16 protein-coding genes are annotated in these 17,375 nt (G+C 63.4%); 9 read left to right on the forward strand and 7 right to left on the reverse strand.

What is annotated here, in order from left to right:
- Positions 1–25 precede the first annotated feature (25 nt).
- Entirely contained in the window at positions 26–1,162 is a 1,137-nt protein-coding gene (locus ACKI1H_RS15260) for a MalM family protein (protein WP_440468867.1), read from the forward strand.
- Positions 1,163–1,444: 282 nt separating this feature from the next.
- Here ACKI1H_RS15260 and ACKI1H_RS15265 read toward each other — a convergent pair whose 3' ends face one another.
- The 6 genes from ACKI1H_RS15265 to ppsR form a co-directional block, all read right to left on the reverse strand.
- Complete coding sequence (locus ACKI1H_RS15265) at positions 1,445–2,431, reverse strand: alpha-L-glutamate ligase-like protein (RefSeq protein ID WP_081520580.1); 987 nt, start codon at positions 2,429–2,431, stop codon at positions 1,445–1,447.
- Between the two features lie 3 nt (positions 2,432–2,434).
- Positions 2,435–3,967 carry an osmotic stress tolerance membrane protein RloB gene (gene rloB, locus ACKI1H_RS15270; protein ID WP_280055893.1) on the reverse strand — a complete coding sequence of 511 codons (1,533 nt, stop codon included), beginning with the start codon at positions 3,965–3,967 and terminating at the stop codon, positions 2,435–2,437.
- A gap of 4 nt (positions 3,968–3,971) precedes the next feature.
- Positions 3,972–4,514 (reverse strand): retropepsin-like aspartic peptidase RloA, encoded by a 543-nt coding sequence (rloA, locus tag ACKI1H_RS15275; RefSeq protein WP_024765709.1) that lies wholly within the window; start codon positions 4,512–4,514, stop codon positions 3,972–3,974.
- A gap of 284 nt (positions 4,515–4,798) precedes the next feature.
- Positions 4,799–5,692 (reverse strand): DUF2950 domain-containing protein, encoded by an 894-nt coding sequence (locus ACKI1H_RS15280; protein ID WP_440468756.1) that lies wholly within the window; start codon positions 5,690–5,692, stop codon positions 4,799–4,801.
- Between the two features lie 10 nt (positions 5,693–5,702).
- Entirely contained in the window at positions 5,703–7,340 is a 1,638-nt protein-coding gene (locus ACKI1H_RS15285; protein ID WP_440468757.1) for a DUF3300 domain-containing protein, read from the reverse strand.
- 165 nt (positions 7,341–7,505) lie between these two features.
- Positions 7,506–8,324, reverse strand: coding sequence for a posphoenolpyruvate synthetase regulatory kinase/phosphorylase PpsR (gene ppsR, locus ACKI1H_RS15290; protein WP_017516884.1), 819 nt, complete (start codon positions 8,322–8,324; stop codon positions 7,506–7,508).
- A 166-nt stretch (positions 8,325–8,490) separates the two neighbouring features.
- Here ppsR and ppsA point away from each other — a divergent pair, with 166 nt between their 5' ends.
- From ppsA to ACKI1H_RS15330, 8 genes are all read left to right on the forward strand, one after another.
- On the forward strand, positions 8,491–10,860 hold the full coding sequence (ppsA, locus tag ACKI1H_RS15295; protein ID WP_440468758.1) for a phosphoenolpyruvate synthase: 2,370 nt from the start codon (positions 8,491–8,493) through the stop codon (positions 10,858–10,860).
- 65 nt (positions 10,861–10,925) lie between these two features.
- A complete protein-coding gene (locus ACKI1H_RS15300) occupies positions 10,926–11,900 on the forward strand; it encodes an alpha/beta fold hydrolase (protein WP_138525115.1) in 975 nt (324 codons plus the stop codon).
- 96 nt (positions 11,901–11,996) lie between these two features.
- Complete coding sequence (gene rraA, locus ACKI1H_RS15305) at positions 11,997–12,485, forward strand: ribonuclease E activity regulator RraA (protein ID WP_024765711.1); 489 nt, start codon at positions 11,997–11,999, stop codon at positions 12,483–12,485.
- A gap of 101 nt (positions 12,486–12,586) precedes the next feature.
- A complete protein-coding gene (locus tag ACKI1H_RS15310) occupies positions 12,587–13,585 on the forward strand; it encodes a zinc transporter ZntB (RefSeq protein ID WP_440468759.1) in 999 nt (332 codons plus the stop codon).
- 54 nt (positions 13,586–13,639) lie between these two features.
- Entirely contained in the window at positions 13,640–13,888 is a 249-nt protein-coding gene (locus ACKI1H_RS15315) for a CrfX protein (protein ID WP_138525112.1), read from the forward strand.
- A 2-nt stretch (positions 13,889–13,890) separates the two neighbouring features.
- Positions 13,891–14,715, forward strand: coding sequence for a mechanosensitive ion channel family protein (locus tag ACKI1H_RS15320; RefSeq protein ID WP_045208529.1), 825 nt, complete (start codon positions 13,891–13,893; stop codon positions 14,713–14,715).
- A 73-nt stretch (positions 14,716–14,788) separates the two neighbouring features.
- Complete coding sequence (sigX, locus tag ACKI1H_RS15325) at positions 14,789–15,379, forward strand: RNA polymerase sigma factor SigX (protein WP_138216354.1); 591 nt, start codon at positions 14,789–14,791, stop codon at positions 15,377–15,379.
- 109 nt (positions 15,380–15,488) lie between these two features.
- Positions 15,489–16,547, forward strand: a complete 1,059-nt coding sequence (locus tag ACKI1H_RS15330; RefSeq protein ID WP_045208524.1) for an OmpA family protein — start codon at positions 15,489–15,491, stop codon at positions 16,545–16,547.
- A 67-nt stretch (positions 16,548–16,614) separates the two neighbouring features.
- Here ACKI1H_RS15330 and cobA read toward each other — a convergent pair whose 3' ends face one another.
- Complete coding sequence (gene cobA / locus ACKI1H_RS15335) at positions 16,615–17,352, reverse strand: uroporphyrinogen-III C-methyltransferase (RefSeq protein ID WP_440468760.1); 738 nt, start codon at positions 17,350–17,352, stop codon at positions 16,615–16,617.
- Positions 17,353–17,375: the final 23 nt, after the last annotated feature.

Below are 17,375 nucleotides of genomic sequence, written 5' to 3' on the forward strand. Positions count from 1 at the left end.
GATTTCCTGCGTCGCCGCCGCCGGCATGAGCGCGCCGGTGCACGCAGCCAGCGGCCGCTACCTGTCGTGGATCGACGATAGCGGCCAGGTGCACAACACCTTCGTCGACGACAGCTATGCCAAACAGCAACGCCAGGCGGACAAGCGCATCGATCAGAGCGACCGCGCGCGGCTGATCGATGTCAGCGCCACGCAATGGCCAGGTAGCAAGCCGGCGGGGGAGAGCAAGCGTCGCTATTTCACCTGGGTCGATGCCCAGGGCAACCTGCAGAACAGCTTCTATGCCGCCGGCCAGGTCGCGCCCGGGCGTGCCGATTACGTGCTGCCCAACGGCGATCATTCAGCCGAGTACATCGACGCGGAATCCTATGAGGACCGCGGTTTCGTCCGCAGCGAGAATGGCAACCCATACTTCACCTGGGTCGATGACAAGGGGCAGGTGCGCAACTCGCCGATCACCGCGCAGCAGCGCGGCGAGACGTTCCGTCGGGGCGAGCAGGGTGGCAGCAATATCGCCTTCACCGAGGGCCGGCAGGTCGACCTGAAGGCGCGCCCGAACAACCTGCCGGGGCTCGATGGCACCGGCGAGCAGACCGACGCCATGAAGGCGCTGCTCAAGGGCAGCGGCAAGACCCTGGACGACCTTTACGTCGACCTGCAGCGGCGCTGCTGCGATCAGATGGGCGATGGCGACTTCACCGAGCTGTCGGCCGAGGAGCCACGCTACGAGGAGCTGAACAAGTTCTCGCCGAGCTTCGACTTCCCCATGGGCAAGAGCTACTTCGTCGCGATGAAGCTGCCCAGCTCCCAGCGCGTTTACGGCCTGCGTGTGCGCAGCTTCGCCAACCACCAGGTGGTCTATCCGTCGTTACTGTTCCTCGACGAACAGAAGCGCCCGACCCGGCTGGTGAGCGACGCGGTGTACAAGCTCAATCCGGAGACCTGGTACCGCTATGCGTTCATCGAAGGGACCATTCCGGTGCGTGCCAACCAGGGCGAGCGCTATGTGCTGCTACTGACCACCGACGAGGACCGCAGCCTGCAGACCCTCGACAACAAGCCCTACAAGCGTCCGCTGGAAGACCTGGCAGTGAACGAGGCGGGGATGAAAGTGCGCGAGCACGGTGACCAGGGAGGCTTCGAGCTGGCCGTGGTGCGTTGAGTTGTGCGCGGGGGCGATGTTTTTTCGTAGGAGCGAGCTTGCTCGCGAACCGGGCAGCGGCGGAGTTGCCCGTGAATCCGTTCGCGAGCAAGCTCGCTCCTACAGTTTCACGCCAACGCTCATTGCCGAAGTTGCGTAGGGCGCATAACGCGTCAGCGTTATCCGCCATAGAGTATCCGGCGGATAACCTGTTCCAGGTTATGCGCCCTACGGGTCTGCTTCCCTGTGGTCACCCATGAAAAAGCCCGGCAATGGCCGGGCTTTTTCATGGGGTAGGTCGCCTCAGACTTCCTTCGGGTGCACGTGGCCGAAGAGCTGCTGGGAGAAGCGCACGCGCTCTTCCACGGTTTCCTTCACACCCTTGGCCTCCAGCTCGGCGAGGTGCGCTTCGACGGCATGGGTGCGCAGGGTCAGGCCACAGTCGTTGGCGATCTGGATGTTCAGGCCCGGGCGGGCGTTGAGCTCGAGAATCAGCGGGCCCTTGTCCTGGTCCAGCACCATGTCTACGCCGATGTAGCCCAGCCCGCACAACTCGTAGCAACCAGCGGCCAGCTTCATGAAGCCGTCCCAGTTGGGCAGCTGCACGCCGTCCACCGCGTTGGTGGTGTCCGGGTGCTTGCTGATCTTGTTGTTCAGCCAGGTGCCGCGCAGGGTCAGGCCGGTGGCCAGGTCCACACCCACGCCGATAGCGCCCTGGTGCAGGTTGGCCTTGCCGTTGGACTGGCGGGTCGGCAGGCGCAGCATCGCCATGACCGGATAGCCCATCAGTACGATGATGCGGATGTCCGGCACGCCTTCGTAGCTGATGCTCTTGAAGATCTGGTCCGGGGTCACCCGGTACTCGATCAGCGCACGATCGCGGTGGCCGCCCAGGGAGTACAGGCCGGTGAGGATGCTCGACAGCTGATGCTCGATTTCCTCATGGCTGATGATCCGCCCTGAGACCGTCTTGTAGCGCTCCTCGAAGCGGTCGGCGATCACCAGGATGCCGTCGCCGCCGGCGCCCTGCGCCGGCTTGATGACGAAGTCGCTGCGCTCGCCAATGATCTCCGGCAGGCGTTCGATCTCCTTCTCGGTGGAGATGATCCCGTACATTTCCGGTACGTGGATGCCCGCCTCGATGGCGCGCTGCTTGGTGATGATCTTGTCGTCGACGATCGGGTACAGGTGCCGCTGGTTGTACTTGAGCACGTAGTCCGCGTTGCGTCGGTTGATGCCCATGATGCCTTTGGCTTCCAGGGCTTTCCATCGCTTGATCAGGCCGAACATGGCTTAGTCCTTGAGGAAGGCTTTGAAGCGAAACAGTTCGGTCAGGCGGTAACCGCGGTAGCGACCCATCGCCAGCATGAACGACACCAGAATCAGCAGCACGGCCGGGAAGGTGAACACGAAGTACACCAGCTCCGGTACGCGCATCAGGATGTGCGCCAGGGCAGCGGCGAACAGGGTGCCGATGGCGGCCTTCATCGCGTGGGCGGCGCCGCGCTCTTCCCAGGTGATCGACAGGCGTTCGATGCTCATGGTCAGGATCACCATCGGGAACAGGGCGACCGACAGACCGCTCTCGAAGCCGAGCTTGTGGCTGAGCAGGCTGATGGCGGCGATCATCACCACCACGAAGGTCAGCACCACCGACAGGCGTGGCAGCATCTGCAACTTCAGGTGTTCCAGGTACGAGCGTAGCGACAGGCCGAGCGCGGTGATCACGGTGAACAGGCCAATGCCCCACTGCAGGCCGGTCTCGCGGAAGGCAAGGGCGATCAGTACCGGAGTAAAGGTGCCCAGTGTCTGCAGGCCGATCAGGTTGCGCAGGATCAGGATCACCAGTACGCCGAACGGGATCATGATCATGATCTGGAAAGTCTGCTGGGTGGACAGCGGCAGGCCGTACAGCGAGTACTCGAGGAAGGCCGCGTCGGTGTTCTCGTCCGACAGTTTGGCCAGGCGGATGGCGTTCATCTCGCTGCTGTTGAGGCTGAAGCTGACCTGGGCTTTCTTGCCGCCCTCGATGGACAGCAGGCTCTCGTCACCCAGCCACCAGATCAGGCGGTCGTTGGGCAGGCCGCGTTCGCCGGTTTCCGGGTTGAAGTACAGCCACTCCTTGCCGTTGTAGCTGCGCAGCCAAAGCTCGGGCTGCTGCGGCTGGTTGGCGACCAGGCGGATGGTGTGCACGCGCTCCAGCGGCACGTGGGCCACCGCGAGCAGGGTTTCGACCACGTGGGAACGCTTGTCCAGGCTGGTGTCGCCGGCCAGTAGCAGTTTCACGTTGTCATCATTGAGGTTGTTGGCGCGCTTGATGGCTTCGCTGACGAAGGTCTCGACGTCCGCCGAGTGCTGGCGGATGGGCGCGATCAGGGCTTCGGCGGCGATCTTGTCCGGACCTTCCAGGGGCAGGCTGTCGCGGAAGATCGGGCCCTTCTCCTTGGCCTTCTCGGTGGCGCCGGCATAGCGCTTGGTCAGCACCAGGCGATAGTAGAGGGTCTGCTGGCCGTTGGCACGGCGCGAGGACCAGGTGACCTTGCGATTGCCGTCGGAGCGGTTGATGCCAACGCCGTAGTTGTTGGAGACGAAGCTCTCGTTGAGGCTGACGTAATCCTGGGTCAGCGGCGGTACGAACATCTGCACCTTCACCGGAGTCTTCGGTGTGGCGACGAACTCGACCTTGGCGTCGATGTTCCACAGGTCGTCGGTCTCGGCCTCGGTCATGGGAATGCCGAGGACGAAGATCTGGTAGGCGGTGATCGCGACGCCCAGCGTCAGCAGGATGGCGATCAGGACCTTCAGATGCAGGGTAAGAGAGCGCATGGGATTACTCGGCAGGTTTCGCTACGGGTTGGCAGCCGGGCTTGCCGGCAGCGTATTTCAGGCTCGGGTCGACCAGGGCGCCGAAGCGCTTGAGCGCGTCGGAGCCGATCAGAAGCGGGTATTGGAAGGCGCTGCGGTCGGTAAGGTTCACTTCGATGGTGCGCAGGGCCTTGCCCATGCACAGCTCGAGCTCGATGACCGGACGTGCAGTGTAGGCCTTGCCCTCGTCGGGATCGTAGTCGCCGTGGCGACGCTTGATCTTGCTGATGCGCGCCAGGGGTTTCTCGATCGGCTGGCTGTCGGCGGTGTCGGTGGCCAGGTAGAAGCGCACCCAGGTCTCGCCATCGCGCTTGAAGCGCTTGATGTCGCGGGCGCTGAGGGAGGCGGTCTTGGCGCCGGTGTCGAGCTTGGCGGCCAGTTCGATGTCCAGGTCGTTGATCCGGGCGTATTCGTTCAGGCCATAGACGGTCTTGCCGGCAGCGGCGCTGATGCCGGGAAGCAGGAAGATGCTCAGGAAGAGGAGCAGGGCAGTGGGCTTGAGTCTCATGGGCCTTGATGAGTGAGTGGCCGCAAAGCCTTGAAAAGAAACGCCCCGGTCGTCACCCCATGTGGCTTTGGCCGGTATGCCGGCTGGCGTGGCCTGGTGACGCCAGGCAATAGCGCGCCGAATTCTATCATGTGGTTTTTCGCTGGCGACAGTCGGTTGGCGCGTTGGCAGGGTATTTGTTTCAGGCTCATGACAGGTCTGCGCGAGCCTGCCGGGAGCCAGTGCGCGTGACGGGCCTGCCGTGAACCCGTCCGACCGGCGGGCGGCCGGACAGGTTCAGTCACTCAGGGCTTTTCTTCTTCGGCAGTGACCTCGGTCCAGCTGCTGTCCGGGTCGAAACGACTCATCTTCTTGGCAATCTTGTCGCTCTCCGGGCCGAGGTTCTTGGAGAAGATCTCGCCATCGTGGCTGATCATGAAGCTCATCACGCCACTGTCGCCATACTTCACTGGCCAGGCGATGAGGGCAAAGCCGCGGGTCATCCTGCCGCCGATCCGGTAGTCGTAGGCGCCACCGGGTGCCGAGGGGCCCTGGGCGGTGAGGATGCGGTAGTGGTAGCCATGCCAGCCGTCGCCCGGCAGTTCGTCGCCGAACAGCGGGCCAAGCGGGCTTTCCTCGCCGCCATCTTCCTCCGGCCAGTACAGCCCATCATGGTGCCCGTCGCTGCTGACGAACTTCTGCGCGTACTCCAGGACGCCATCGTCGTTGCGGTCCACTTCGGCGTAGTCCATCTGCGCATCGTGGTAGGCCTGCACCGCCTCCAGGGTTGATTCCTCGTTGCGGCCGATCCGGCGAATGCGGATTTCCTCGCCGCCGGCCTTGGCGTTGAAGGCCCAGCCGTTCTTCTCATGGACGATCGGCAGGGGCAGGGTCCAGGGATCGTTGCCGACGACCAGGTGGGCGAGGTGGGGATTGTCCTGCTCGATCTGGTGCTTGTCCTTGTAGTGGGCGAGGAAGGCGTCCACTTCGTCCCGGTCGATGCCGGCGGTTGGAATGTAGCTCTGCCAGTCCTTGCCCAGCAGGGCGGCCAGGCGTTCGGGGTCGGCTTTTTCGGTGCCGAGCGCAGCGATGAAGGCGTCGGCGGCCGCGTCGGGAGTGGGGAAACTGTCCTGGGCCAGCAGGCTGGCGGGGAGGACGGCGAGGAGCGCGAGCGCCAGCAGGCGCGAGGCGATGGGCATGGCTCGTCTCCTATCGGCGTCCGCCGCCACGCGGGGCGCGGGCGGGGCGTTGCACGGTGTGGCCGGCGCGTGCCGCCTGCGGCCGGCTGGCAGCAGCGCGACTGACCTGGCCACGGTTGGCGAATTCGCGGGATTGTCGCGGGTTGTTGGCGCCGGCGAAGGCATTGTTGCGCGGAGCCTGGGTGCGGGCATGCTGCTGGCGCGCCTGTTCGCGGATCTGCTGGTTGTTCTGCGCCCGGGGCCGTTGCTGTACCTGATTGCTACGGTTCTGCATGGCGTTCTGCGCCCGCTGCCGGTTCTCAGGGTTGTTCTTCAGCTCGCGGGTGGCGTTCTGCGCGCGCTCACGGGCCAGATTGGCGTCGCGGGGTTCACGGTTGGCCTGTTGGGCGCGCTGGAGGGCTTGCGGGTTGTCACGCAGATCGCGGGTCGCCGCCTGAGCTCGCTCGCGCGCCTGCTGGTTGTTCGCTGCCGGGGCAATGCCCCGCTGCGTCAGGCTTTCCCGTGCACGGGAGCGCTCTTGCGCGCGGGCCGAGTCGAATCCGCGCATGGCTTCGCGCTGCTCGCCACCGGACAGGCGCCGGTTGTACTGCTCGCGGCTGCGGGCGTCGCGGTAGGGAACGCCATTACGATAGGTCGGGTCATGGCGCCAGGCTGCCCGATTGCCATTGATGTTCTGGCTGAACTCGCGATTCACGTTGCGATTGACGTTCCGGTTGCTGTTGAAGTTGTTGTAGTGCTCCACGTCGACGTCGATCTCATGGTCATCCCAGTCGCAGTCACCCCAGAGCGAGCCGACGATGGCAACTCCCGCGCCAAATGCCAGGCCGGTGGCCAGTGCGGTGGCAACGGGGTATTCGGGAGGTGGCGGGTAGTAGACCGGTGGGCTGGCCGGGTAGGGCCAGGAGCCATAGACCTGCGTGGGGTTGTAGCTGGGGACATAGACCACCTGCGGATCGGCAGGCTCGATGATGATCGTTTGAGCGGGTGCCGATTGCTGCACCACCTCGGTGCCGCCTGCCGTAGACGGCTGAGCGGTGGCCGGTGGCGCCGGTTTCACGGTGACAGTCTGCTGCTCGTTGGATTGCAGGTTGCCGGCGGCCTGGGCCTGGCGGCGCAGGCGCTGGATGGAGTCCATCACCGCGTCGGGCTGGGCCAGGAAGGCATCGCCGACGCGCTGGACCCAGGCCGGGTCCTGCCCCAGCGTGGCCAGTACCAGCGGGAAGGCAACCAGCGACTGGACGCTCGGGTCCCATGGCTGATCTGCCACCTGCTTGACGGCATCATCGCCACTGACTTTGGGGTGAGCCTTCGACCATGCTGCCGCGTCGGCCACGTTGCCGGGGTAGGTCGTCGCCATCAGCACCTGAGCCAGCAGTGAGTCGGGATACAGCGCCAGGGGGGCGAGCATCTGGTCCAGTTGCTCGGGGGTGAACACCGCCTGGCTGGGCTGCTCTGCCGCGGGGGCGGGTGGCGCTGCAGCGGGCTGCGCGGGAGCAGGCGCCGGAGCCGGCGGAGGCGCTGGTTCGGCGGCGGGTTGATTGGCGGCTGGGGGGCTCGTGGTGGCTGTCTTGGCTTTGGGCGGCTCGTCCGAATCGCAACCCGACAGCGCCAGTAGTACGGCCAGAACCAGATACTGACATCCTCGCATGGCGCTCTCCTGTGCCGGTGCAGTGGAATGCCCGCCCCATGACATAGGTCACGGGTAAATCGTGGGTCTGGAGAATGATAGGCGCAGCGGCGAAAGGCTGCCGGAAAGATCAGCGGCCGGTAGGGACAGCCGCTGCAAGCAGGAAAGTGAGCAAGGTGTTGGTGATTACTTGAGGCGACGCTCGACGCCTTTTTCCACCAGGATCTTCGCGGAGATTTCCTCCACCGAGAAATGCGTGGAGTTGATGTAGGCGATGTTCTCGCGGCGGAACAGGTTCTCCACCTCGCGAACCTCGAATTCGCACTGGGCGAAGCTGGCGTAGCGGCTGTTGGGTTTGCGCTCGTGGCGGATGGCGGTGAGCCGGTCGGGGTCGATGGTCAGGCCGAACAGCTTGTGCTTATAGGGCTTGAGCGCGTTGGGCAGCTGCAGGCGCTCCATGTCTTCTTCGGTCAGCGGGTAGTTTGCCGCGCGGATGCCGTATTGCAGGGCCATATAGAGGCAGGTGGGCGTCTTGCCGCAGCGCGAGACGCCGACCAGGATCAGGTCGGCCTTGTCGTAGTAGTGAGTGCGGGCGCCATCGTCGTTGTCGAGGGCGAAGTTCACCGCATCGATCCGCTCCATGTAGTGCGGGTTATGGCCGATGCTGTGGGATTTTCCGACGGAATACGAAGAGTCTGAGGATAATTCTTGCTCGAGCGGTGACAAAAAGGTCGAGAAGATGTCAATCATGAAACCGTTGGATTGCGCAAGGACCGAACGGATCTCACGATTGACGATGGTATCGAAGATGATTGGCCTTGCCCCGTCCGCCTCCGCAGCCCGGTTGATTTGCTGTACCATGACGCGCGCCTTTTCTTCGGTATCGATGTAAGGTCGTGTCAGTTTGGTGAAATTGATGTTCTCGAACTGCGCCAGAAGGCTCTGGCCGAGGGTTTCGGCAGTGATGCCGGTGCCGTCGGAAATGAAGAATGCAGTTCGTTTCATGTGCGCTGCGGGCCTTATAGGTAGGATCGAATCCTGGTTATGATAGGCCCCGCGTTTGCAAGGCCCTTTGCCGGGGCATTCTCACCCATTTTTCCGGCTCCGGCCAGACAGGGTGGGGCCGCACCGACTTGTATGACCTTTTCCAACACTTAGTGGAGAGATCACCTTGGTAGAGTACGTAGTTTCCCTCGATAAGCTCGGCGTCCACGATGTCGAACATGTGGGGGGCAAGAACGCATCCCTGGGCGAAATGATCAGCAACCTCGCCGGTGCCGGCGTTTCCGTACCGGGTGGCTTCGCCACTACCGCCCAGGCCTACCGTGACTTCCTCGAGCAGAGCGGCCTGAACGATCGCATCCACGCGGCACTTGACGCCCTGGACGTGGACGACGTCAACGCACTCGCCAAGACCGGCGCGCAGATCCGCCAGTGGGTGATGGACGCCGAGTTCCCACAGCGTCTGGATGCCGAGATTCGCAAGGCCTTCGCCGAGATGGCCGGCAGCAACGACAATATGGCCGTGGCCGTGCGTTCCTCCGCCACCGCCGAAGACCTGCCGGACGCTTCCTTCGCCGGCCAGCAGGAGACCTTCCTGAACATCCGCGGCGTGGACAACGTGATCCGCGCGGCCAAGGAGGTCTTCGCCTCCCTCTTCAACGACCGTGCCATCGCCTACCGCGTACACCAGGGCTTCGACCACAAGCTGGTCGCCCTGTCCGCCGGCGTGCAGCGCATGGTCCGTTCGGAAACCGGTACTGCCGGCGTGATGTTCACCCTGGACACCGAATCCGGTTTCCGTGACGTGGTGTTCATCACCGGCGCCTACGGTCTCGGCGAGACCGTGGTACAGGGCGCAGTGAACCCCGATGAGTTCTACGTCCACAAGCCGACCCTGGAAGCCGGTCGCCCGGCCATCCTGCGTCGCAACCTGGGCAGCAAGGCCATCAAGATGATCTACGGCGACGAAGCCAAGGCCGGTAAATCGGTCAAGGTGGTCGACGTGGAGAAGGTAGACCGCGCCCGCTTCGCCCTGTCCGACGCCGAAGTGACCGAGCTGGCCAAGCAGGCCCTGATCATCGAGAAACACTACGAGCGTCCGATGGACATTGAGTGGGCCAAGGACGGTGACGACGGCAAGCTGTACATCGTGCAGGCCCGTCCGGAAACCGTTAAGAGCCGTTCCAGCGCCAACGTGATGGAACGCTACCTGCTCAAGGAAAAAGGCAAGGTCCTGGTCGAGGGTCGTGCCATCGGCCAGCGCATCGGCGCCGGCCCCGTGAAGGTGATCCACGACGTTTCCGAGATGGACAAGGTCCAGCCGGGCGACGTACTGGTCTCCGACATGACCGACCCGGACTGGGAGCCCGTGATGAAGCGCGCCAGCGCCATCGTCACCAACCGTGGCGGCCGTACCTGCCACGCCGCGATCATCGCCCGCGAACTGGGTATCCCGGCAGTCGTCGGCTGTGGCAACGCCACCGCGGCGCTGAAGGACGGCCAGCGCGTGACCGTCTCCTGCGCCGAAGGCGATACCGGCCTGATCTACGAAGGCGAGCTGGGCTTCGACGTCCGCCAGAATTCGGTCGACGCCATGCCTGACCTGCCGTTCAAGATCATGATGAACGTCGGCAACCCGGATCGCGCCTTCGACTTCGCCCAGCTGCCGAACGAAGGGGTGGGCCTGGCCCGTCTGGAGTTCATCATCAACCGTATGATCGGCGTGCATCCCAAGGCGCTGCTGAACTTCTCCAGCCTGCCGGCGGATATCAAGGAAAGCGTCGAGAAGCGCATCGCCGGCTACGACGATCCGGTCGGCTTCTACGTCGAGAAGCTGGTCGAGGGTGTCAGCACCCTGGCCGCCGCTTTCTGGCCGAAGAAGGTCATCGTGCGTCTGTCGGACTTCAAGTCCAACGAATACGCCAACCTGATCGGCGGCAAGCTCTATGAGCCGGAAGAAGAGAACCCGATGCTCGGCTTCCGTGGCGCCTCGCGCTACATCAGCGAGTCCTTCCGCGATTGCTTCGAGCTCGAATGCCGCGCGATGAAGAAGGTTCGCAACGAGATGGGCCTGACCAACGTCGAGCTGATGGTGCCGTTCGTCCGTACCCTGGGCGAAGCCTCTCAGGTCGTCGACCTGCTGGCCACCAATGGTCTCAAGCGTGGCGAGAACGGCCTGCGCGTCATCATGATGTGCGAGCTGCCGTCCAACGCCCTGCTGGCTGACGAATTCCTCGAGTTCTTCGACGGCTTCTCCATCGGCTCCAACGACCTGACCCAGCTGACCCTGGGTCTGGACCGTGACTCGGGCATCGTCGCGCACCTGTTCGACGAGCGTAACCCGGCGGTGAAGAAGCTGCTGTCCAACGCCATCCAGGCGTGCAACCGCGCCGGCAAGTACATCGGCATCTGCGGCCAGGGCCCGTCGGACCACCCGGACCTCGCCAAGTGGCTGATGGAGCAGGGCATCGAGAGCGTGTCGCTGAACCCCGACTCGGTCCTCGATACCTGGTTCTTCCTCGCTGAAGGCCAGTCCTGACAGGCTCTCTACCATCCTGAAAAGGGCGGGTGATTTCACCCGCCCTTTTTTATGCAAGCGATTCCATGCAAAGCAGCAGTCAACTCTTTCCCGTCGCTCTCCTGAGTGCGGAACTGCGCGGCGACCTCACCGAAGACGTCTACCGCCTCAAGCCCAACAACAGCCCGGACTCCAGCGTCGAGCTGGCCGTCACTCGTCTGGGGCTTCCGGATGGGCGCCGCGGCGTGCCGGTGATCCTGTTGCACGGCAGCTTCTCCAATCGACGCTTCTGGTTCTCACCCAAGGGGATTGGGCTGGGTGCCCATCTGGCACGCTCCGGTTTCGATGTTTGGATTCCAGAGATGCGTGGCCACGGCCTGTCGCCGCGCAACGAGGACTACGATCACAATCGCGTGGCTGATTACGCCCGCTTCGATCTTCCGGCCATCGCCAACTTCGTTGTCGAGCAGAGTGGGCAGGCCCCGCACTGGATCGGCCATTCCCTGGGCGGCGTAACCCTGGCAGCCGCCCTGGGGGGCGGCTACCTGGATGAGCGGCAGGCCGCCACCGCAGCGCTGTGTGGCAGCCAGGTCAGTCGTACCTATTGGCCGTTGAAACTGCCCCCGGTGGCCTGGGGTGGGCGCTTCCTGCTCAGGCGCATGGGCGGCCTGTCTGGTTCACGGCTCAAGCGCGGGCCGGAAGACGAGCCGCTGGGGCTCGCCCTGGAGGCATTGCACTGGTACAGCCTGTTCGGTCGCTTCGGCGAGAAGGACAACGACTGGTGGGGCGGTCTGCAGAATGTTCGCGTGCCAGTGCTGGCCGTGGCCTCCGACGGTGATGTCCAGGACCCGGCCTGGGCCTGTCGCAAGTTGCTGGAGCAGTTTGGCTCCGAGGTGCGCGAGTACCTGCGCCTGGGGCGGCGCCAGGGCTTCTCGGAGGATTTCGGCCACATCGAGATGCTGATCAGCAAGGGCGCCCAGCGCGAAGTCTGGCCATTGCTGCAACACTGGCTGGACCACGCTGGATTGCCGGAGGGGCAGGGCGCTCTGGCGCAGGCTTGAGCTTGGCGTGGCAGGGAGTAGACTGTGACGCCATTGCGGCTTTCGGTCACATCCAGGCCTGAAGCCCTGCCGGATTTCATCAAGAGGAGCTTCTCCATGCATTACGTCACCCCCGATCTGTGCGATGCCTACCCGGAGCTGGTCCAGGTCGTCGAGCCGATGTTCAGCAACTTCGGCGGGCGGGACTCCTTCGGAGGCGAGATCGTCACCATCAAGTGCTTCGAAGACAACTCGCTGGTCAAGGAGCAGGTCGAGAAGGACGGCAAGGGCAAGGTGCTGGTGGTGGATGGCGGCGGCTCGCTGCGCCGCGCCCTGCTGGGTGACATGCTGGCCGAGAAGGCTGCCAAGAGCGGCTGGGAAGGCATCGTGGTGTACGGCTGCATCCGTGACGTCGACGTGATCGCGCAGACCGACCTGGGCGTGCAGGCGTTGGCCAGCCACCCGATGAAGACCGACAAGCGTGGCATCGGCGACCTGAACGTCGCCGTGACCTTCGGTGGCATCACCTTCCGCCCGGGCGAGTTCGTCTATGCCGACAACAACGGCATTATCGTTTCGCCTAAAGCGTTGAAAATGCCGGAATAATTCGAACCTTCCAGCTAAGGTTCAGGTCAATGCCGGAAGTGAAAGCTTCCGGCATTTTTCATGGAGCCTCGCGAACGCGACCTTGAGCGAAGGAAAAGGGCATGCAGCAGTACGAAAGCGGCACGGAGCGCGGATTGATCGACGGCTTCGTGCTGGACGGCCACGGCGGCGGCCGGCGGATCACCCGCAGTGAGCTGCCGCTGCTGGATCTCAAGCCCGAGGAAAGCCTCTGGGTGCACTGGGATCGTGGTGTGCCGGAAGCCCAGTCATGGTTGCGCGAGTCCAGCGGCCTGAATGAATTCGCCTGCGACCTCCTGTTGGAGGAGGCCACCCGTCCGCGCCTGGTGGACCTGGGCGGCGAGCGCCTGCTGCTGTTTCTGCGAGGGGTCAACCTGAACCCCGGCGCTGTGCCCGAGGACATGGTCTCGCTGCGCGTCTACGCCGAGTCGCAACGGGTGATTTCCCTGCGTCTGCGTCCGCTCAAGGCGGTGGCTGACCTGCGCGCCGACCTGGATGCCGGGCGCGGACCGAAGACGGCTTCGGAGGTGGTGCTGTACCTCGCACACTACCTTACCGATCGCGTCGATACCCTGATCGGCGGCCTCGCCGACCAGCTCGACGCCATGGAGGAGGCCATCGAGGAGGACGAGCGCAGCATTCCCGACCAGCACCAGTTGCGCGCCCTGCGACGACGTGCCGCGGGGTTGCGCCGCTACCTGGCGCCGCAGCGGGAAATCTACTCACAGATGATTCGCTTCAAGGCGTCCTGGACAGTGGCCGACGACGCGGATTACTGGAACGAGCTCTACAACCGCCTGACCCGCAATCTGGAAGAGCTGGAGTTGGTGCGAGAGCGCATCAGCCTGATCCAGGAAGCCGAACATCGTCGAATTACCGAGCGGATGAACCGCACCATGTACCTGCTTGGTATCATTACCGGCTTTTTCCTGCCCATGAGCTTCGTGACCGGTCTCCTGGGCATCAACGTCGGCGGCATTCCCGGCTCCGACGCACCCTACGGCTTTGCCGCGGCTTGCGTGGTGATCCTCGGGATAGTGGCTTTCCAATGGTGGATCTTCCGCCGCATGCGTTGGCTCTAGGTGTGACTTTTGAGGTGATGGGGGCGTCAAGCACCTCACACAGGCGAGGTGCGTATGCACGATCCATTTGAAGAATCCTTGCGCGATCTGCTGCGAATGCCCCCGGAACAGCCGGGAGACGATTCGCGCCTGGATCGTGTCCTGAAGACCGCCAACCGCCAGGTGGGCGCAGGCGATCTGTTCAGCCTGATGGGCCACTGGTTCCAGGCCCTGTCCATTGGCGTGAGCCGTGGCGCCGCGCACCTTGCACCCGTCACGCGCCACGCGCAGAATTCCGCCCCTTCCGCTGACAAGGCCGACTGAACATGCAATTCGACATCTGGACGCAAAGCCTGCTCACCGCCATGAACACCCTGTGGGGCAAGCTGGCCGGGTTCATCCCGAACCTGCTCGCCGCGCTGGTGATCGTGCTGCTCGGCTTCGTCGTCGCCAAACTGCTCGATGCGCTGCTCTCCAAGCTGCTGGCAAAGCTCGGCCTCGACCGCCTGATGGCGGGCACCGGCCTGACCAAGCTGCTGGCCCGTGCCGGCATCCAGGTGCCGGTCTCGACCCTGATCGGCAAGATCATCTACTGGTTCGTGCTGCTGGTATTCCTCGTTTCCGCGGCGGAATCCCTCGGCCTGCAGCGCGTCTCGGCAACCCTGGACATGCTCGCGCTGTACCTGCCCAAGGTGTTCGGTGCGGCGCTGGTGCTGATCGTCGGCATCCTGCTTGCCCAGTTGGCCAACAGCCTGGTGCGCGGCGCTGCCGACGGAGTCGGCCTCGAGTACGCCAACGGCCTGGGTCGCGTTGCCCAGTGGCTGGTCATCATCATCAGTATCTCGGTGGCCATCGGCCAGCTCGAGGTCAAGACCGACCTGCTGAACTACATCATTGCCATCGTGCTGATCACCATCGGCCTGGCTGCTGCGTTGGCCCTGGGCCTGGGCAGCCGCGAGGTGGCGGGGCAGATCATCGCAGGCATATACGTGCGGGAGCTGTATCAGGTCGGACAACAGGTGAAAGTGGCTGATGTCGAAGGCATCATCGAGGAAATTGGTACCATCAAGACTATCCTGCTGACAGACGAGGGTGAGCTGGTGTCGATCGCCAACCGCATCCTGCTCGATCAGCGTGTAACCAGTCGCTGAAGATGATGACCGATTACCGGTACGGCTTGCCGAAAGCCGCGCCGGACGCTGACTTGACCTGGCCCGACCCGACTTGAACAAGCCGCAATCACTGTCCTTGCGCTATGACCCGCGCCAGCTCACCGACGAGGAGCTGGTGGAGCGTTCCCACGAGGAGCTCTACCACGTGACGCGGGCTTATGAAGAGCTGATGCGCCGCTACCAGCGCACGCTCTTCAACGTCTGCGCACGCTATCTGGGCAACGACCGGGACGCCGATGATGTGTGTCAAGAGGTCATGCTCAAGGTGCTGTATGGTCTGAAGAACTTCGAGGGAAAGTCGAAGTTCAAGACCTGGCTGTACAGCATCACTTACAACGAGTGCATTACCCAGTATCGGAAGGAACGGCGTAAACGCAGATTGCTCGATGCGCTGAGTCTGGATCCCATCGAGGAAGCTTCTGAAGAGAAGGCTCCGAAAGTCGAAGAACGGGGTGGACTAGACCGCTGGCTAGTTCATGTCAATCCCATTGATCGGGAAATCCTCGTGCTCCGATTTGTTGCGGAACTGGAGTTCCAGGAAATCGCCGACATCATGCACATGGGGCTTAGCGCCACGAAGATGCGCTACAAACGTGCACTCGATCGAATGAGAGAAAAGTTTTCGAATGTGACGGAATCTTAGTCCGGGAAATATTGTCTCTCTGTTTGGCAAGTTCTGATAAACTTGCCACCCAAGTTGTACGGCCTATGGTTAGGACAACTTATTGACCACCAAGATGGGGATTTAACGGATGAAACTGAAGAACACCTTAGGCGTCGTAGTTGGCTCGCTGATCGCCACCGCCGCTGTCAATGCCTTCGCTCAAGGCCAGGGCGCCGTCGAAGTCGAAGCATTCGGCAAGCGCTACTTCACCGACAGCACCCGCAACATGAAGAACGCGGACCTGTACGGCGGCTCCGTTGGTTACTTCCTGACCGACGACGTCGAGCTGGCTCTGTCCTACGGTGAGTACCACGACGTACGTGGCACCTACGAGACCGGCAACAAGAAGGTCCATGGCAACCTGAGCACTCTGGACGCCATCTACCACTTCGGCACTCCGGGTGCTGGCAACCTGCGTCCGTACGTCTCCGCCGGCGTTGGCCACCAGAGCCTGACCAACATCAACTCCGACAACGGTGGCCGTCAGAACCTGACCATGGCCATGGTCGGTACCGGTCTGAAGTACTACTTCACCGAAAACTTCTACGCCAAAGCTAGCCTCGACGGCCAGTACGGCCTGGAGAAGCGTGACAACGGTCACCAGGGCGAGTGGATGGCTGGCCTGGGCGTCGGCATGAACTTCGGCGGCGGCGCCAAGCCGGCCCCGGCTCCCGAGCCGGTTGCTGAAGTCTGCTCCGACTCCGACAACGATGGCGTCTGCGACAACGTCGACAAGTGCCCGAACACCCCGGCCAACGTCACCGTTGACGCCAACGGCTGCCCGGCTGTTGCCGAAGTCGTTCGCGTTCAGCTGGACGTGAAGTTCGACTTCGACAAGTCCAAGGTTAAAGAGAACAGCTACGCTGACATCAAAAACCTGGCTGACTTCATGAAGCAGTACCCGTCCACCTCCACCACCGTTGAAGGCCACACCGACTCCGTCGGCACCGACGCCTACAACCAGAAGCTGTCCGAGCGTCGTGCCAACGCCGTTCGTGACGTACTGGTCAACGAGTACGGTGTTGAAGGCGGCCGCGTAAACGCTGTTGGTTACGGTGAGTCCCGTCCGGTTGCTGACAACGCAACCGCCGAAGGCCGCGCTGTTAACCGCCGCGTAGAAGCCGAAGTAGAAGCCCAAGCCAAGTAATTGGTCTGAGCTGACGAGAAAAACCCGGCCTAGGCCGGGTTTTTCTTTGCCTGCAGGAAAGTGAGCTTCAGGCGGTGCGAGCCAGGATTGACTGCTGCGAAGCGGCGGCGACTTCGCCGATCACCAGGATTGCCGGGCTCTTCAGGGCAAAGCGCTGGGCGTCGTCCAGCATGCTGGCGAGTTGGGAGCGGTACTCGCGTTGGGTGGGCAGGGAAGCGTTCTCGATCATCGCCACCGGCGTGCCGGCAGCCATGCCACCGTCGAGCAGGCCGTCGCGGATTTCCGCCAGTTTTGCCACGCCCATGTACACCACCAGCGTTGTGCCGCCCTCGGCCAGGCCACGCCAGTTCAGCAGGCTGTCGTCCTGGGTGTGCGCTGTTACCAGGGTCACGCCCCGGCTGATGCCGCGCAGGGTCACGGAGATGCCGCACTGGGTCGCGGCTGCCAGCCCGGCGGTGATGCCATTGACCAGTTCGCAGTCGATGCCGCGCGCAGTGAGCCAGTCGGCTTCTTCGCCGCCACGGCCGAAGATGCACGGGTCGCCGCCTTTCAGGCGTGCCACGCGGCGCCCCTGGCGGGCGTAGCGCAGCATCAGGCGGTGGATGAAGTCCTGCGGTGTAGAGCGGCAGCCGCCGCGTTTGCCGACGGAAATCACCCGCGCTGAAGGGCAGTGCTCCAGTACCGCGGGATTCACCAGGTCGTCGATGAGGACCACGTCGGCCTGAGCCATCGCACGGACGGCCTTCAGGGTCAACAGTTCCGGATCGCCGGGGCCGGCGCCGATCAGCCAGACTTTTCCACTCATGTCGTTCTCCTCGGGCTGCCGTC

The organism is Pseudomonas sp. YH-1 (genome assembly GCF_051990045.1).
Lineage (GTDB): Bacteria > Pseudomonadota > Gammaproteobacteria > Pseudomonadales > Pseudomonadaceae > Pseudomonas > Pseudomonas nicosulfuronedens.

Coding starts and splice junctions, on each gene's coding strand:
- ACKI1H_RS15260 (WP_440468867.1), top strand. CDS start 26: ATGAGCGCGCCGGTGCACGCAGCCAGCGGCCGCTACCTGTCGTGGATC.
- ACKI1H_RS15265 (WP_081520580.1), bottom strand. CDS start 2,431: ATGTTCGGCCTGATCAAGCGATGGAAAGCCCTGGAAGCCAAAGGCATC.
- rloB (WP_280055893.1), bottom strand. CDS start 3,967: ATGCGCTCTCTTACCCTGCATCTGAAGGTCCTGATCGCCATCCTGCTG.
- rloA (WP_024765709.1), bottom strand. CDS start 4,514: ATGAGACTCAAGCCCACTGCCCTGCTCCTCTTCCTGAGCATCTTCCTG.
- ACKI1H_RS15280 (WP_440468756.1), bottom strand. CDS start 5,692: ATGCCCATCGCCTCGCGCCTGCTGGCGCTCGCGCTCCTCGCCGTCCTC.
- ACKI1H_RS15285 (WP_440468757.1), bottom strand. CDS start 7,340: ATGCGAGGATGTCAGTATCTGGTTCTGGCCGTACTACTGGCGCTGTCG.
- ppsR (WP_017516884.1), bottom strand. CDS start 8,324: ATGAAACGAACTGCATTCTTCATTTCCGACGGCACCGGCATCACTGCC.
- ACKI1H_RS15300 (WP_138525115.1), top strand. CDS start 10,926: ATGCAAAGCAGCAGTCAACTCTTTCCCGTCGCTCTCCTGAGTGCGGAA.
- rraA (WP_024765711.1), top strand. CDS start 11,997: ATGCATTACGTCACCCCCGATCTGTGCGATGCCTACCCGGAGCTGGTC.
- ACKI1H_RS15310 (WP_440468759.1), top strand. CDS start 12,587: ATGCAGCAGTACGAAAGCGGCACGGAGCGCGGATTGATCGACGGCTTC.
- ACKI1H_RS15315 (WP_138525112.1), top strand. CDS start 13,640: ATGCACGATCCATTTGAAGAATCCTTGCGCGATCTGCTGCGAATGCCC.
- ACKI1H_RS15320 (WP_045208529.1), top strand. CDS start 13,891: ATGCAATTCGACATCTGGACGCAAAGCCTGCTCACCGCCATGAACACC.
- ACKI1H_RS15330 (WP_045208524.1), top strand. CDS start 15,489: ATGAAACTGAAGAACACCTTAGGCGTCGTAGTTGGCTCGCTGATCGCC.
- cobA (WP_440468760.1), bottom strand. CDS start 17,352: ATGAGTGGAAAAGTCTGGCTGATCGGCGCCGGCCCCGGCGATCCGGAA.